11 protein-coding genes are annotated in these 16,281 nt (G+C 44.0%); 8 read left to right on the top strand and 3 right to left on the bottom strand.

Annotated elements, in window-relative coordinates:
* Positions 1-69: 69 nt before the first annotated feature.
* Together HMPREF1212_RS15765 and HMPREF1212_RS15760 are read right to left on the bottom strand one after the other, a co-directional pair.
* Positions 70-1,737 carry a RagB/SusD family nutrient uptake outer membrane protein gene (locus HMPREF1212_RS15765; protein ID WP_046149987.1) on the bottom strand — a complete coding sequence of 556 codons (1,668 nt, stop codon included), beginning with the start codon at positions 1,735-1,737 and terminating at the stop codon, positions 70-72.
* A gap of 24 nt (positions 1,738-1,761) precedes the next feature.
* Entirely contained in the window at positions 1,762-4,839 is a 3,078-nt protein-coding gene (locus HMPREF1212_RS15760) for a SusC/RagA family TonB-linked outer membrane protein (protein ID WP_046149986.1), read from the bottom strand.
* 410 nt (positions 4,840-5,249) lie between these two features.
* Here HMPREF1212_RS15760 and HMPREF1212_RS15755 point away from each other — a divergent pair, with 410 nt between their 5' ends.
* From HMPREF1212_RS15755 to HMPREF1212_RS15720, 7 genes are all read left to right on the top strand, one after another.
* Positions 5,250-5,633 (top strand): hypothetical protein, encoded by a 384-nt coding sequence (locus tag HMPREF1212_RS15755; protein WP_046149985.1) that lies wholly within the window; start codon positions 5,250-5,252, stop codon positions 5,631-5,633.
* 50 nt (positions 5,634-5,683) lie between these two features.
* The gene (locus tag HMPREF1212_RS15750) at positions 5,684-6,550 is read left to right on the top strand and encodes an IS3 family transposase (protein WP_232430114.1); all 867 of its coding nucleotides are present in this window, start codon (positions 5,684-5,686) and stop codon (positions 6,548-6,550) included.
* A gap of 439 nt (positions 6,551-6,989) precedes the next feature.
* Positions 6,990-7,961: an alpha/beta hydrolase gene (locus tag HMPREF1212_RS15740; protein WP_046150437.1), complete on the top strand. Its 972-nt coding sequence runs from the start codon at positions 6,990-6,992 to the stop codon at positions 7,959-7,961.
* Positions 7,962-7,998: 37 nt separating this feature from the next.
* Entirely contained in the window at positions 7,999-9,945 is a 1,947-nt protein-coding gene (locus HMPREF1212_RS15735) for an ABC-F family ATP-binding cassette domain-containing protein (RefSeq protein WP_046149982.1), read from the top strand.
* 154 nt (positions 9,946-10,099) lie between these two features.
* Positions 10,100-11,266: an N-acetylglucosamine-6-phosphate deacetylase gene (gene nagA, locus HMPREF1212_RS15730; protein WP_028727684.1), complete on the top strand. Its 1,167-nt coding sequence runs from the start codon at positions 10,100-10,102 to the stop codon at positions 11,264-11,266.
* Positions 11,267-11,298: 32 nt separating this feature from the next.
* Positions 11,299-12,465, top strand: coding sequence for an N-acetylglucosamine-6-phosphate deacetylase (nagA, locus tag HMPREF1212_RS15725; protein ID WP_046149981.1), 1,167 nt, complete (start codon positions 11,299-11,301; stop codon positions 12,463-12,465).
* 123 nt (positions 12,466-12,588) lie between these two features.
* Positions 12,589-14,583, top strand: a complete 1,995-nt coding sequence (locus HMPREF1212_RS15720) for a glucosamine-6-phosphate deaminase (RefSeq protein ID WP_046149980.1) — start codon at positions 12,589-12,591, stop codon at positions 14,581-14,583.
* Between the two features lie 138 nt (positions 14,584-14,721).
* On the opposite strand, the gene HMPREF1212_RS15715 is transcribed toward HMPREF1212_RS15720, so the two are convergent.
* Entirely contained in the window at positions 14,722-15,312 is a 591-nt protein-coding gene (locus HMPREF1212_RS15715; RefSeq protein WP_046149979.1) for a DUF4251 domain-containing protein, read from the bottom strand.
* Positions 15,313-15,548: 236 nt separating this feature from the next.
* Between HMPREF1212_RS15715 and HMPREF1212_RS15710 the strand changes: the two genes are divergently transcribed.
* On the top strand, positions 15,549-16,277 hold the full coding sequence (locus tag HMPREF1212_RS15710) for a 2-phosphosulfolactate phosphatase (protein ID WP_046149978.1): 729 nt from the start codon (positions 15,549-15,551) through the stop codon (positions 16,275-16,277).
* The last annotated feature ends 4 nt before the right edge of the window (positions 16,278-16,281 follow it).

Raw genomic sequence — 16,281 nt, 5'->3', positions numbered from 1 at the left:
GAGAGTGTTACAATCATGTTATGCAACACTCTCTTTCATATGTATTATAGATCTAACTTAAGCAAGTGTTTACTTAGAAGTTGGATAACCCGGGTTCTGGCCTAATGCCGGATTCAGGTCGAGTTCTGTTTGCGGAACCGGGAACAAATAGTTATGATCTTCGTATTTGCTACCTGTCAGCTTGATATTTTCCCCTTGATAAAGGATACATACTTTTCCTTCATCTTTCGGATCTGCATTGGCTGCATCGTCTACCAATTTGTATTTCATACCCAGGAACGGGGCATTCAATACTTCTTTAGCAATACCCCAACGACGGATATCCCATTTACGTTTGCTGCCTTCCAAAGCGAACTCTACGCGCCACTCGTTGCGGATACGCTGGCGAAGAGCATCCTGAGTACCACAATAAGTCGGTTTGGTCGGATCTGAGTTTTGCAGATCCGGCATGCCTACACGACGACGTACCTGGTTAACAGCGTCGAAGGCAGAAGCATCCAGTGCGGCAATTTCGTTTTTGGCTTCTGCATAAGTCAATAATACTTCTGCATAGCGGATTACGTGCCAGTCTTTGCCCATGTTCCAGCCGTCCGATTGCGGGTCGATACTCGGATCGAGCCATTTCTGTTGATAATAGCCGGTTGCCGTTGCGTCATTATGCTGGGCTACACCCGTACTACCGCTTGATTTCATCGGAGCTGTCTTTACTGTTACGTTATACATCGTTTCGCCGTCATGCAATACGCAAACTTCCAGACGTGGGTCGCGATCCTTAAACGGATTCGTTTCGTCATATAAAGGAGATTCAGAGATAGGAGCACCATCGATACATTCGAATGCGTCCACCAGGCTCTGTGTTGGGTTGATACCACCCCAACCAAGTGTCGGGAAGGCTTCCCAGCCAATGATATAACATTCGTCATCTTTTTTACCGGCTATGTTCTGTCTCACCAGGATCGCTTCTTTGCAGGCTTCCTGTTCTTCCCAGAATAATTTGGCATATTGTCCGCTGTTTGCAGCATCGAACAGTTCATATTCGCCGGAGTCCATTACTGCTTTCGCTGCGTCGGCTGCTGTGTCGTAATGTTTGAAATAAAGGGCAGCACGTGCTTTCATAGCGTTGGCAGCTCCTTTGGTTGCACGTCCGTAGTCGCTGCTACCCCATTGTGCTGGAAGGTGAGCGATAGCATAATCGAAATCTTCCATTACTTTGGCATATACTTCTTCAACAGGAGTACGTGTTACATTACCCATGTCATGCAGGTCGAGTGTTCCTTCCACATACGGTACATCTCCGAATGTTTGTATCAGACCGAAGTAGATATATCCACGCATGAAACGGGCTTCACCTATCGTCGCTTCCTTATCTGCCTGATCGTAATTTTCGATCAGGTCGATTTTTTCCAGTAAGACATTACATGCGCGAATGGCTTTATACTCATCTGTCCAAGCCATATCTCCCGCATCGTAAATACCTTTCGATACATTACCGGCAGCCCATTTTATACCATGTACGGCATTATCGGAATCTATATCACCGTCGATATCTCCTGTCCATTTTCCCGGTAAGATCTGCCTGTATACATCAGCAACAAACATTTTGGCATCATTCGGCGTTTTCCAGTAGCTACCGTCGGATAGTTCATCCTGTGGTATTCTGTCCAGAAAATCGCTGCAAGAAGTAAAACCCAGAAGGCTTACTGCTGAAATAGCTATATATATAAAACTCTTTTTCATATTTTCTGATTGATAAACTGTTATTTAAAATCCAACTTTAAGACCCAATGAAATCTTTCTTACATTTGAGTAGAGACCACCACGCGAACTGGTTGGCGCCGATTCCGGGTCGAGGGTATCCATACCGGTAATCGTAAAGAGGTTTTCGCCGGTGATAAATACTTTTACACGTGTCAGGTTGATTTTACTCAGCAATGCCTTTGGGACATTATAACCAAGTGTCAGGTTTTTCAGACGTACATAAGATGCATCCTCCAACCAGTATGAAGAGAACTCATAGTTGATCTGGTCGGACATCGTAATACGCGGATAAGAAGCATCGTGATTGGTCGGAGTCCAACGATCCAGATGGCGTTCCAATACTTTACCACCATTGAAGAATGCATAAGCCGCTTCACCGTTCACATAGGCATCCACATCGAATGCACCCTGGAAGAATAAGGACAGATCGAAATTCTTATAATACAAATTGACTCCTAAACCGGCTGTCCAGCTCGGGAACTCTTTACCGATAACGGTACGGTCGTTAGCCAGGTCGATCTTTCCGTCACCATTCAGGTCTTTGTATTTGATATCACCCAGTTGCTCTGTTCCGGTACGTTTCGGAAGGCTCTTTAATTCCTCTTCCGTATTGAAATAACCGTCGGCTACATATCCGTAGTAAGAGCCGATAGGATGACCTTCCAGATACCAGAACTTGTCTCTTCCTTCACCCGGATCTTTACCTTCTGTACCCTTTAAGTCCGTCAGTTCGTTATGTACATATGCCAGGTTGAACATGATATCATATTTGAAATCTTTGTTTATCACATTGTTGTGGAAGATACTCAGGTCGAAACCTTTATTCTCCACCTTTCCGGCGTTCTGGCGTGGTGCGTCCATACCGAAGATACCCTGCACTGGCAAATATAGCAACATGTCGCTGGTTGTCTTCTTATAAGCTGCCAGTTCAAAGCCTAACTTGTTATTCAAGAATGAAGCTTCGATAGCACCTTCCCAACTGGTAACTGTAGCCCATTTCAGGTCTTTGTTGGCATAGCGGCTTTCATAAGTGGTAGCATACAAATTATTACCTAATACATATTCCTGATATGCATATGAAGGAATAGTCAGATATACTTCTTCATCTTTCAACTCTTCGTTACCTGTTTGTCCCCAACCGAGACGCAACTTAAGGTTGCTTAACCAGTCGATATTGGCATTCTTCATAAACTCTTCTTCCGTGATTCTCCAACCGGCAGAGAAAGCAGGGAACGCTCCCCAGCGATTGTCGGAAGCAAAGCGGGAAGAACCGTCGATACGTACGTTAGCTTCGAACAGATATTTGTCGGCAAAACCGTATTGGCCACGGGCGAAGTATGAACGGTGAGCTACTTCATATCTTGATTCCTTATTTGTTTGTGTAGAGGCATCAAGCGTACTTAATGATTCTTGTAATTCATTATTACCGCCTCCTTTACGTTGGGCTTCCAGTTTTTTATAGGTATGTTCGATTTGTTCGAAACCACCCAGTAAACCTAAATCATGTTTACCCCAGGTTTCGTTATAGTTGACCAATACCTGTGTAGTGTACCAGTTCCACCATGTTTGTTTTTCGTATGCTTCACGAAGACCGGTGGTCGCTTCATTTTTAAGCCCGTAATTAATTTGTGTCTTAAATCCTTCTTCGCTTTTTTCATCGTTGCGAACGGAGAATAAAGCTTTTGCCGTCAGGTTATGTAAGATATTAACCTGGGCATACACTGTTCCGTTCACCTGCTGATTCATGTCTCTTCTGAAGCCGTCGCGTCCCAATAATGCAACCGGGTTATCTTTTCCATGATACAGGAAAGTTCCTTCTTCATTGCGTATGCCTTCTATCGGAGTGGCACGGTTTGTAAACTGGGTCATTCCGGAAACACGATTCCAGCTATCCATCAAAGTACCTCTGTAACCGGATAAATTCAAGCCGGCAGAGAACCATTTATTAATTTGGGAATCGATGCTGGTACGTGCGTTAAAACGTTTGTAGTTGTTGGCATCTATTAGACCGTTCTGTTGAGTATAACCGATTGATGCACTATAACTTGTTTTTTCTGAACCTCCGCTGATTCCCAGGTGGTGCATCGTTTCGATGGCATTCTTGTTCATCGTTTCTTTATACCAATCTGTATTCGGGTGTCCGTAAGGATCCGATCCGTTACGATACAATTCGATATCTTGTTCTGTGAAACGAAGCGGGTTATTTGGGTTGTCATTCAATGTTGCTTCATTATACAACATTGCATAATCGGCGGAACCCAAAAATTTAGGACGCATAGTTGGAGTAGACCAACCTACGCTACCGGAATAGTTAACACTGGCTTTTTCTCCTTTTTTACCTTTCTTGGTTGTAATCAGGATAACACCGTTAGCAGCCTGTACACCATAGATGGCTGCTGAAGAGGCGTCTTTTAAAATATTTAGGCTTTCGATATCGGATGGATCGATCGTGTTCATACTACCCGGTACACCGTCTACGATAACCAGCGGGCTAGCTGCATTTACAGAGTTCTTACCACGAATAGTAATGGTACCTGTCTGTTCACCAGGTTTTCCGGTACTTTGGATGGCAGTAACACCAGGCATTTGTCCGGCCAGGGCAGCTGATACACTCGATACTGGGCGGGATTCTATGGTTTCTGCTTTTACTGAAGCAACCGAACCGGTCAGGTTCGCTTTCTTCTGTACACCATAACCTACTACTACTACTTCATCCAGCGCCTGTGAATCTTCCTTCAAAGTGATTTTTCCTTTGGAAGCTTCAGAAGCTTTAATTTCCAGAGTTTTAAATCCGATACTGCTGATTACCAGAATGTCGTTAGGGTTGGCTTCCAATGTGAATTTTCCATCCAGATCGGTAACCGTACCGTTTGTTGTTCCTTTAACAACGACATTGGCTCCAATCAGTGGTTCATTCATTCCACCGTCGAAAACTACTCCGCTTATGGCTTTTTTCTGTTGGGTAATAGATGCTTCTGCTGTAGTGGCATACAGAGAAGATGTGGTTACAGAAACAGGAAAAGCAAGTGCGATTAAAAGCAATGATAGTTGATTTTGCTTTAAAATAGACCTGTAATTCATGTGTTTTTTGATTGATAATTAATACTAGTACTGTTGCTAACATAGTTCTTGTAGAACTATGGTTAGTCAATAACACACAATCAGCAAAGCTTCAGAATGTTAGCCACTCATTGCTTCAGAAAGTAAAGAAGAGTATTACCATCTTTAAATAATTAATAATTAACAAAGCAGGCTGTAGGCTCCGTATTTAGTGATAACTTTTAATATATTTATGCATTGATAATAAAAAATATACTATATTTGCAGCGTTGTTTTAAAATAGTTCTACAAGAACTATGTCTTTATTGATCTCTCACTTATCTAATAAATACCCCCTGTTTGTTTCTACCTAATAAGTAACTTTTCTGTAAGATTATTATGTCTTATACTGAATAGGGTTTACACCCAGTGTAACCATAAAGTGTAAAAAAATGCAAAAGCGTAAGAAATGTCATTATGAAGAAAGTTTCAAATTAGAGGTTCTAACAGACTACTATGCCAGTGGCAGCAGTGTTCGTTCAATAACATTGAAGTATGGTCTAAGCTGTACCCGTGTGCTTTTATCCTGGCTGCAACGCTATCCTATTGATGGCAAAGAGTTATCTTTGTCAGAAGAAGTAATAAGCAAGCATATGGCAAAGATTGAAGACCGATCAAATCCCCGGTCCGAAAAGGCGTTAAATCAACGTATAGCAGAGCTTGAAAAGGCTCTGTGGTATGCCAATCTCCGGGCTCGCGGCTTGGAGCTCCTCATTGATGTAGCAGAGAAGAATGAGGGCATAAGCATCAGAAAAAAGCCTGGTGCCAAACAGTAACTCTCCTGCGTGAAGAGTATCAGCAAGAAAGTGTTGAAACTCTTTGCGGATTGTTTGGTAATAGTAGGCAAGCCTACTATCAGTACAAGAAAGAACATGCTGGCCAAGAGATCGTGGAGAACATGATTTGTTCGGCTGTAAAGGAATATCGAATGGAAGATCCCGGCATAGGTGCTTTTAAACTGTATCTAATCCTTTGTGATCTCTATGGGCGTGATCAAATGATGGGACGTGATTCTTTTTACAAGCTTCTACGGCGTAAAAATCTGATGCTCAAGCCTTCCAAAGGACGTCGGACAACAAACTCCAATCATCGGTATCGCAAGCATAAGAACCTGATAAAAGGCTTCACACCGGATGCGCGTAATCAATTGTGGGTAAGCGACATAACCTACATACCATTAAAAGATACGGTTTGCTATCTGCATCTGATAACTGATGCTTATTCTCATAAAATAATTGGTTGGTGCATGGCTCCCGGGCTTCATGCCGTTTATACGTTAAGTGCTTTAAATCAGGCTATAAAACAGGTTGGTAGTGAACCTCTGTCAGGACTGATTCATCATTCGGACAGAGGCGTCCAGTATTGCTGTGACTTATATGTGCAGACATTGACTGACCATCATATAGCTATCAGTATGACAGAGGATTACAAGCCAACAGACAATGCTGTAGCCGAGCGGGTTAATGGAATAATCAAACAGGAGTGGCTTTACAAGATGGGGGTGTTTGAGAAGCTGGAAGAGATAGAAAAGAAAATGTGTCAAATCATTGATTTCTATAATACCAAGCGTCCTCATATGAGTAACAATATGCTTACTCCCGAGAAAGCCCACCAGGGCACAGGGGTATTGAAAAAGTACTGGAAAAACAAAGTTTATACACCTAAAGAGGCTATGAATCAGGATTATGTATAACTTTGCAAGACCCGGAAAGAATAGGCGATGGTTTATGCCATTGTTATTCCTAAACAAGAGGAAGGGCATCGAGCCCTCCCACTTGTTCCCCCGGAAAGAAAGAGGCTCCGGATTGTCCATTGTTGACCGTGTAAACTTTTTTAGTAAGACACGGTTAGCTACTGTAAAGAGTATCAGTATGAATAAACTTATTTTGACAAGTTTTTTAGTATTGAAGTAATTAATTTGTAAACCTATTTCAGGTAAAGTCATTATAATATATGATATATTAGTTCCATATATTGTGATACTTCAGTGCCATATATTATAATAATAGAGTGTCACAATATATGAGAATGCAATATCATAATATATGGTATTATAACTACTTGCCGGATAGTTTTTTGTATATCTGTATTTGTTTTCTTAGCTTTGTGAGTATAATATAATATTAATGTATATGCAGCATATATCTTACCGTATATTCGTCTCATTTTGTATCCTGTTTTTTAGCCTGGCAATTTCAGCCCAAATGCCTGTCCGGCTAAACGAACGTTCCATCAGTCTGAATACTTCCACCGGGCAGATCAATGGAAAGATAATTGCACCGGGAGCTTCTACCTATCCGTTGGTGCTGATTATTGCCGGTTCGGGGCCTACCGATATGGATGGTAATTCAGCCCTTGCGGGGATGAAGAATAATTCGTTGAAATATCTGGCCGAAGAGTTGGGCAGGCGAGGGATCGGATCTCTTCGTTTTGATAAGCGGGGAATAGCTTCAAGTGCGGCTGCCGGAAAAGATGAATATTCCATGCGCTTCGAAGACCTTATAAAAGATGTACGCGAGTGGATCGATCTCTTATCCCGCGACCGTCGTTTGAGTGGCATTTATATAGCCGGTCATAGTGAAGGGGCATTGATCGGAATGGTTGCAAGCCAGAATAACCCGAAAGTAAAAGGATATATATCATTGGCAGGAGCAGGCCGCCCTTTGTCGGATATACTGGAAGAGCAGATGTCGGCACAACCTGAAGTGATACGGAAAATGATTGTATCCATCAATGACTCACTGAAGGCAGGGAAGTTAGTACCGAGTGTTCCGCTGGGGTTACAAGCTTTATTCCGTTCTTCCGTCCAACCGTATCTTATTTCCTGTTATAAATATAACCCGCAGGAAGAAATAAAGAAACTGACCGTTCCTGTCCTGCTATTGCAGGGAAAAACAGATATACAGATTTCCGTAAAAGATGCAGAACTGCTGAAGCAGTCATTGCCTTCGGCAGAATTACATCTGATAGACGGTATGAACCATGTATTAAAGGATTGCGACACGATGGACAGGCAGAAACAGATGGCTGTTTACACTAATCCAGACCTTCCTGTCAACGAGAACTTGCTCTTATTCATTGAAAAGTTTGTGAAGAAGCCCTGAACAATTGTATCTTTGTGCCCGTAAAATAGAAATAATTATGATTTCGGTTGAAGGACTAACAGTTGAATTTGGCGGTTTTACGCTTTTTGATGACGTTTCGTTTGTGGTAAACAAGAAAGATCGTATCGCACTGGTCGGTAAGAACGGGGCGGGAAAATCTACGATGTTGAAGATATTTGCTGGATTGCAATCTCCGACATCCGGTACAGTCAGTGTACCCAAAGAAACGACGATCGGCTACCTGCCGCAGCAAATGCAGCTGACTGATACACGTACCGTTAAGGAAGAGGCGGAACTGGCTTTCGGTCATATCCGGGAAATGGAGAAAGAGATCGAACGGTTGAACCTGCAACTGGCTGAACGTACCGATTATGAAACTGAATCTTACCAGAAGCTGATAGACAAAGTAACCCACCTTTCCGAACATTTCCAGATGATGGGAGGGAGCAATTACCATGCTGAACTGGAACGGACATTGATCGGATTGGGATTTACCCGTACTGATTTCGATCGTCCTACTTCCGAATTCAGCGGTGGCTGGCGTATGCGTATCGAGTTGGCAAAGTTATTGCTTCGCCGTCCCGATGTCTTGTTGCTCGATGAGCCGACCAACCATTTGGATATCGAGTCTATCCAATGGCTGGAGAATTTTATCGCAACCCGTGCTAATGCCGTAATACTGGTTTCCCACGACCGGGCTTTTATCGATAATACCACTTTCCGTACTATTGAAATCGAACTGGGACAGATATACGATTATAAAGTAAAATATTCCGATTACGTGGAACTCCGCAAAGAGCGTCGCGAACAACAACTCCGTGCTTTCGAGAACCAGCAGAAGAAACTGGCCGATACGGAAGCATTCATCGAACGTTTCCGTTATAAGGCAACTAAGTCTGTGCAGGTTCAGTCGCGTATCAAACAACTGGAAAAGGTAGAACGTATCGAAGTGGATGAGGTGGATACAGCCATGTTAAGCCTGAAGTTTCCCCCGGCTCCCCGTTCCGGTTCTTACCCGGTTATCGCAGAGGAAGTTTCCAAAAGCTATGGCGATCATCTGATCTTCGAACATGTGACGCTGACTATCAACCGTGGTGATAAAGTAGCCTTTGTCGGGAAGAACGGGGAAGGTAAGTCTACCCTTGTAAAATGTATTATGGATCAGATCGACTACGAGGGAAAACTACAGTTGGGCCACAATGTAAAGATCGGCTACTTTGCACAGAACCAGGCGCAGATGCTGGATGACAACCTTACGGTTTTTGACACCATCGACTATGTCGCTGAGGGAGATATACGAACAAAGATACGTGATATACTCGGTGCCTTTATGTTCGGAGGCGAGGCTTCCGACAAGAAGGTAAAAGTCCTGTCAGGTGGTGAAAGAAGCCGGTTGGCAATGATCCGCCTGCTGCTCGAGCCGGTCAACCTGTTGATTCTCGATGAGCCTACGAATCATTTGGATATGCGTTCGAAAGATGTACTGAAAGATGCTTTGAAAGAGTTCGACGGAACCGTGATCGTGGTTTCCCATGACCGTGAATTCCTGGATGGCCTGGTGGATAAAGTCTATGAATTCGGTAACCAGCGTGTCGTTGAACATCTGGGCGGTATTTATGAATTCCTGGAAAGAAAGAAAATGGATAGCTTGCGCGAACTGGAACGTGCTACGCAAGCTGCCTCTTCTTCCAACGATATGGATGCCCAGCCCACACAGAACAAACTTTCGTATGAAGCCCGGAAGGAACAAAGCAAGGCGATCAAGAAAGTTGAAAAGGCAGTGGCCGAAGCCGAGAAGAGAATAACGGAGCTTGAAAACGCAATTGCAGCTGTCGAAGCTAAACTGGCTACGCCCGAAGGAGCTTCCGATACTTCACTATACAACGATTATTCCTCTTTGAAAAAAGAGTTGTCAGATGTCATGGATACATGGACGGAACAGACGATAGAATTAGAAGAATTAAACGAAAAAGCGTCCCGGTAATCCGGAGACGCTTTTTTTGAAAGATATTGATTGGAGAAGGGTCTCAATTAAATAAAAGTATTTACTTTTGCTCTCTCACAGACTTTATCTGTTATACTATGAATCGTAGCTAATTGATAAATAACAAACGCCTAATTTATATAGACAAAATATTATGTTAACTCAAATTATTAACGGTCGTATCCTGACACCGCAGGGCTGGATGAAAGATGGTTCTGTGCTGATCAGTGATAACAAGATCCTGGAAGTAACGAACTGTGACCTGGCCATAGTTGGTGCGAACTTAATTGACGCCAAAGGAATGTACATCGTTCCGGGCGGAGTGGAAATCCATGTTCATGGCGGTGGTGGCCGTGACTTTATGGAAGGAACGGAAGAGGCATTCCGTGGAGCAGTGGCAGCTCACATGCAACACGGTACTACCAGTATTTTCCCCACCTTGTCATCTTCAACTATTCCTATGATCCGTGAAGCGGCAGCTACTACGGAAAAACTGATGGCTGAAAAGGATAGCCCTATCCTGGGATTACATCTGGAAGGTCATTATTTCAATATGAAGATGGCCGGCGGACAGATTCCGGAAAATATCAAGAACCCTGATCCGGAAGAGTATATCCCGTTGCTGGAAGAAACCAATTGTATCAAGCGCTGGGATGCTGCCCCCGAATTACCGGGAGCAATGCAGTTCGGTAAGTATATCACTTCAAAAGGTGTTCTGGCTGCTGTCGGTCATACACAGGCTGAGTATGAAGATATCCAGACGGCTTACGAGGCCGGTTATACGCATGCAACGCATTTCTATAACGCGATGCCCGGTTTCCACAAACGTCGTGAATATAAATATGAAGGAACTGTGGAAAGTATCTATCTGATCGATGATATGACGGTTGAAGTCGTAGCTGACGGTATCCATGTCCCTGCCACGATCCTTCGTTTGGTCTATAAGGTGAAAGGAGTTGAACGCACTTGTTTGATAACGGATGCACTGGCTTGTGCCGCAAGTGACAGTCAGGTTGCTTTCGACCCCCGTGTGATCATTGAGGACGGTGTATGTAAACTGGCAGACCGTTCGGCTTTGGCGGGAAGTGTCGCTACTATGGATCGCCTGATCCGTACGGTAGTGCAGAATGCGGAGATACCTTTGGAAGATGCTATCCGGATGGCTTCGGAAACACCTGCCCGTATTATGGGTGTTTACGATCGCAAAGGATCTTTACAGCGTGGTAAGGATGCCGATATCATGGTACTGGATAAAGATTTGAACGTACGTGCTGTTTGGGCGATGGGGAAATTGGTGGAAGGAACCAATAAACTGTTTTAACAGGATAGAACACAAATAAAATAGTAGAAGTTATGTTGACACAAATAATAAACGGACAGATCCTGACACCGCAAGGATGGTTGAAGGATGGTTCCGTCCTGATCAGTGATGGTAAAATACTGGAAGTAACCAACAGCGACCTGGCTGTGATCGGTGCGACTATAATCGATGCCAAAGGAATGTATATCGTCCCGGGCTTCGTGGCAATGAATATACACGGAGGGGGAGGATACGACTTCAAAGAATGTACGGAAGAAGCATTTCATGGAGCGGTAAATGCCCATATGAAATATGGCGCTACCTGTATTTTCCCTACATTGGCTCCGCTGCCTGTTTCTGAGATCCGGAAAGGTATTGCCGTTTGCGAAAGCGTGATGGCTGAAAAGAACAGCCCTGTTCTCGGATTGCAATTGGAAGGCCCTTATCTAAACCCTAAGATGGCAGGTAGTCTTTTGACGGACGCCCTGAAAGATCCTGAATCTTCGGAATACATGTCTTTACTGGATAGTACGACTTGCATTAAACGTTGGGATGCCAGCCCCGAATTACCGGGAGCTTTGGATTTTGCCCGTTATCTGCATTCCAAAGGTATTTTGGCGGCTGTATCACATACGGAAGCTGAATTCGATGATATTAAAGCAGCTTATGAAGCCGGTTTTACGCATGCCGCTCATTTCTATAATGCGATGCCGGGTTTCCACAAGCGTCGCGAATACAAATATGAAGGGACAGTGGAAAGTGTATTCCTTGTCGATAACATGACCGTTGAGGTTATTGCCGATGGCCGTCATTTGCCTTCAACGATCCTTCGTTTGGTTTATAAGTTGAAAGGGGTGGAGAACACTTGCCTGACTACCGATGCTTTGGCGTATGCGGCCAACGAAGGGAAGCCGGTTACCGACCCTCGTATTATCATCGAAGATGGCGTTTGTAAGTTGGCTGATCATTCATCATTGGTCGGTAGTATTGCCACAATGGATGTATTGGTTCGCACGATGGCACAGAAAGCCGGTGTACCTTTGGCCGATGCGATCCGCATGGCTTCCGAAACACCTGCTCGTCTGATGGGTGTGGACGATCGTAAAGGTTCTTTACAGCGTGGTAAGGATGCGGACATCGTTATCCTGGATCGTAAACTAAACGTCCGTTCGGTTTGGTCGATGGGGCATTTGGTGGAAGGAACGAATACATTGGCCTGATGACAGACAGTACCAACTTATAGGTAAATAGATATTTTTGATTGCTTCCGTTAATCTTTATTTGCCGAAGAATTGTTATATTTGTAGTTCAAGTAAAAAAGTTGTACTAAATCGTAATTAAACATGAAGACGAACCTTAGTTCTCAAATTACCCTGACGCGTATACCGCTCAGGTATTACCGTCCGGAAAACGCTTACGAGCAATCAGTTTTAACTCGTTTTGAAAAGATTCCGACAAACATCTACGAATCGGCAAATGAAGGTTCCTTCGCGATCGCAAAGGAATTGGCTTCACAAATACGTAAAAAACAGGATGCCGGAGAAATGTTTGTTCTGGCATTATCCGGAGGACGTTCTCCCCAGAGCGTCTTTAAAGAATTGATCCGCCTGCATAAGGAAGAACAATTGAGCTTCCGCAACGTGATCGTATTTAATGTATATGAATTCTATCCCCTGAGTGCATCGACTAATAGTAACCTGACATATCTGAAAGAATCGTTCCTCGATCATGTGGATATCGATCCGAAGAATATCTATTCACCGGATGGTTCCATGCCGAAGGATGCTATCTTTGAGTTCTGCAGAAACTATGAACAGCAAATCCAGGCAGTAGGAGGCATCGATTACATCTTACTGGGCGTTGGGCATGCAAGTAATATCGGTTTCAACGGCCCGGGTTCTTCTGTCAGTGTAGGTACCCGTCTGGTGTTGCTGGATAATGATGCCCGTAAGGAAGCCGCCAGAACATTCAAGTCTATCGAGAATGTCCCGGCCAGTGTGATCACAATGGGTATATCTACTATTCTGCGTGCAAAGAACGTTATATTGATGGCCTGGGGTGAAGATAAAGCCCGTATCGTAGCCAATACGATTGAAGGTAAGGTGAGCGAAGCTGTTCCTTCTACCTATTTGCAGAATCATATGAATGCAAAGGCTGTTATCGACCTGTCTGCTGCTTACGAACTGACAAGAATCAGCCATCCCTGGTTGGTTACCAACTGCGATTGGGATAACAAATTGATCCGTCGTGCTATCGTTTGGTTGTGCCAGTTGACTGGTAAACCGATCCTGAAGCTGACTAATAAAGATTACAGCGAACATGGTCTGGGCGAACTGTTGGCCCTGTATGGTTCGGCTTACAATGTAAACATCAAGATATTTAACGATATCCAGCATACAATCACCGGATGGCCGGGTGGTAAACCGAATGCCGACGACTCCAATCGTCCCGAACGTGCCACTCCGTATCCTAAGAAAGTGATCGTATTCAGTCCGCACCCGGATGACGATGTGATCTCTATGGGTGGAACGCTGCGCCGTTTGTGCGACCAACACCATGATGTGCATGTGGCTTATGAAACTTCCGGTAATATCGCTGTAGGTGACGACGAAGTGATCCGTTATTGCGAATATCTCCGTGACGTTTGCGATAAGTATTCTCCGAACGATGCTACGGTAAAAGACAAAGCGGAAGAAATCATTAAATATCTGCGTTTCGAAAAGGTAGAAAACGGGGAACCGGAAAAGAAAGACGTACTTTTCATGAAGGGAACGATCCGTCGTGAAGAAGCCCGTCACGGCTGCCGTTATTCAGGTGTGAAGGATGAAAATGTACATTTCCTGGATCTGCCGTTCTACGAAACCGGCCTTGTTAAGAAGAACGACCTGAGTGATGCCGATGTCGCTATCGTAAAGAAACTGTTGCAGGAAATCCAACCGGATCAGATGTTTGTTGCCGGTGACCTGGCTGACCCGCACGGAACACATAAAGTTTGTCTGGATGCTGTTCTGGCCGCTATTGACGAACTGAAAACAGAAGAATGGATGAAACATTGCCGTGTATGGATGTACCGTGGTGCATGGGCAGAATGGGAAATGGACCATATTGAAATGGCCGTTCCTATCAGTCCCGAAGAATTGCGCTTCAAACGTAACGCTATCCTGAAACACCAGTCACAGGCAGAAAGTGCTCCGTTCCTGGGAGATGACGAACGTTTGTTCTGGCAACGTGCAGAAGACCGTAACCGGGCTACTGCCGAACTGTATAAAGAATTGGGTCTGGCTTCTTATGAAGCGATCGAAGCATTTGTACAGTATATGATCCCGTTCGATAAATAAGAACATTATCCTATAAAATAGAAGAAGGTATCCTTTCGGGGATACCTTTTTTTATGCTCGTAACGGAGCTGTCTGTAAAAAGAAAGAAGATGTCCTTTGCAGGGCACCTTCTTTTATTATTCCTGAGTGGATACTTTATTAATAAGTAGTACCCTGGAAAATGTTTGATTGAGAATATGGAAGTAAAGTTCCATTCATTGTCAAGTCTCTTCCTGAGAAGTTAGGGTCAACTGTAACAGTTGCTCTGTTGCTACCGTTCATAAGAACCAGGTTCACAGTGGCAGAGATGAAAATACCCTGTACACTCATAGACAGGTAAACGTTACCGTCTTTATCCTGTTTACTTTGTATGTTGGAAGCGCTACCCTGTACGGTAACACCACCTAAACCGTTAGGACCTGGATACGGAGAGTTGGAAGCGATCTGAACCATTGCCTGTCCGTCATTCAAAGAGACGAAGTTAGTGTTAGAGTTCACATAGTAAACCATTCCGTTCATCGGTTGTACGGAGTTGGCTTCCAATACAAAAGACTGGTTGTTGATAGCTTGCAGAGCTGTGTTGAATTCCTGTTCATCCATGACAGCATCTTTTGCTTCTCTGGCTTCTCTCTTTTCCTTTCTTTCTAACTTTTTCTCTGCTTTTTCTGCGGCTTTACTCTGAGCCTGTGCATGTGTCATTCCCCCCATAACTAGAGTGAAAACGACGATAAAAGATACAATTCTTTTCATACGATTTAGTTTAAAACGTTTTCAAAATGTAATAAAAAAACAAGCAAAGGGTAAAAAGGTTTCTGGCAAATAAGCGAATACAGATACTATAACATTCTATCAGGGTTATTTGGTTAATCCTCATATTTATTATTGAAACTTTAATATTATAGCCATGTTGTGGGTGCGACAGGCTAGGTATTCAGCGAATTATCCAGTACATTTGCGGTAATATCAGATGATAAAAACGAGAAGATATGAAGATAGATGTTTGTTTTTCGCCGGCTCTGTATCCGGTATATCATAATCCGGAAGCGATTGTTGTGGTAGTGGATGTGTTTCGTGCGACAACGACGATGGCGGCTGCTTTTAAGAATGGCGTACGTAGTATCCGTCCGGTGGCAACAGTGGAAGAAGCGAAAGAATATAAGGAAAAGGGCTGGCTGGTAGGAGCCGAGCGAAATGTGAAACGTTGTGATTTTGCCGATTTCGGAAACTCACCCTTCGACTATACCCCGGAGATGGTGTCCGGCAAAGATGTTGTATTCACAACAACCAATGGAACGCGGGCTATCACGATCGCAAAGTCGGCTTACCGCGTAATCACAGGTGCTTTTGTTAATTTGCAGGCGGTGGCAGACTATTGTCTGTTTCATGGACGCGATGTCGTTGTGTTATGTTCCGGCTGGCAGGACAAGGTGAATATAGAAGATACCTTGTTCGGTGGCGCTTTGGTTGAGGTGCTTGTTAAAACCGGTAAATACGAACCGGCTACAGATGCCGCCGTCATAGCCCGCGATATGTGGACGAATAACAAAGAGAACCTGACCGCTTACCTCGATCCGACCGATCACATGGCCCGCCTGAAAGCAAATCATCTGGAAGATGCCGTCCCTTACTGCCTCACACCGGATAGTGCCATTGTGGTTCCGGAGCTGACGATAGAAGGGGAAACTTTGGTTTTGAAGAAGGTTATTACGATTTGATAAT

The sequence above is a fragment of the Parabacteroides sp. HGS0025 genome (assembly GCF_000969845.1).
GTDB lineage: Bacteria > Bacteroidota > Bacteroidia > Bacteroidales > Tannerellaceae > Parabacteroides > Parabacteroides gordonii.
This window is presented reverse-complemented; position numbering and strand designations above follow the sequence as displayed.

Coding starts and splice junctions, on each gene's coding strand:
- HMPREF1212_RS15755 (WP_046149985.1), top strand. CDS start 5,250: ATGCAAAAGCGTAAGAAATGTCATTATGAAGAAAGTTTCAAATTAGAG.
- HMPREF1212_RS15765 (WP_046149987.1), bottom strand. CDS start 1,737: ATGAAAAAGAGTTTTATATATATAGCTATTTCAGCAGTAAGCCTTCTG.
- HMPREF1212_RS15735 (WP_046149982.1), top strand. CDS start 7,999: ATGATTTCGGTTGAAGGACTAACAGTTGAATTTGGCGGTTTTACGCTT.
- nagA (WP_028727684.1), top strand. CDS start 10,100: ATGTTAACTCAAATTATTAACGGTCGTATCCTGACACCGCAGGGCTGG.
- nagA (WP_046149981.1), top strand. CDS start 11,299: ATGTTGACACAAATAATAAACGGACAGATCCTGACACCGCAAGGATGG.
- HMPREF1212_RS15760 (WP_046149986.1), bottom strand. CDS start 4,839: ATGAATTACAGGTCTATTTTAAAGCAAAATCAACTATCATTGCTTTTA.
- HMPREF1212_RS15710 (WP_046149978.1), top strand. CDS start 15,549: ATGAAGATAGATGTTTGTTTTTCGCCGGCTCTGTATCCGGTATATCAT.
- HMPREF1212_RS15720 (WP_046149980.1), top strand. CDS start 12,589: ATGAAGACGAACCTTAGTTCTCAAATTACCCTGACGCGTATACCGCTC.
- HMPREF1212_RS15715 (WP_046149979.1), bottom strand. CDS start 15,312: ATGAAAAGAATTGTATCTTTTATCGTCGTTTTCACTCTAGTTATGGGG.
- HMPREF1212_RS15740 (WP_046150437.1), top strand. CDS start 6,990: ATGCAGCATATATCTTACCGTATATTCGTCTCATTTTGTATCCTGTTT.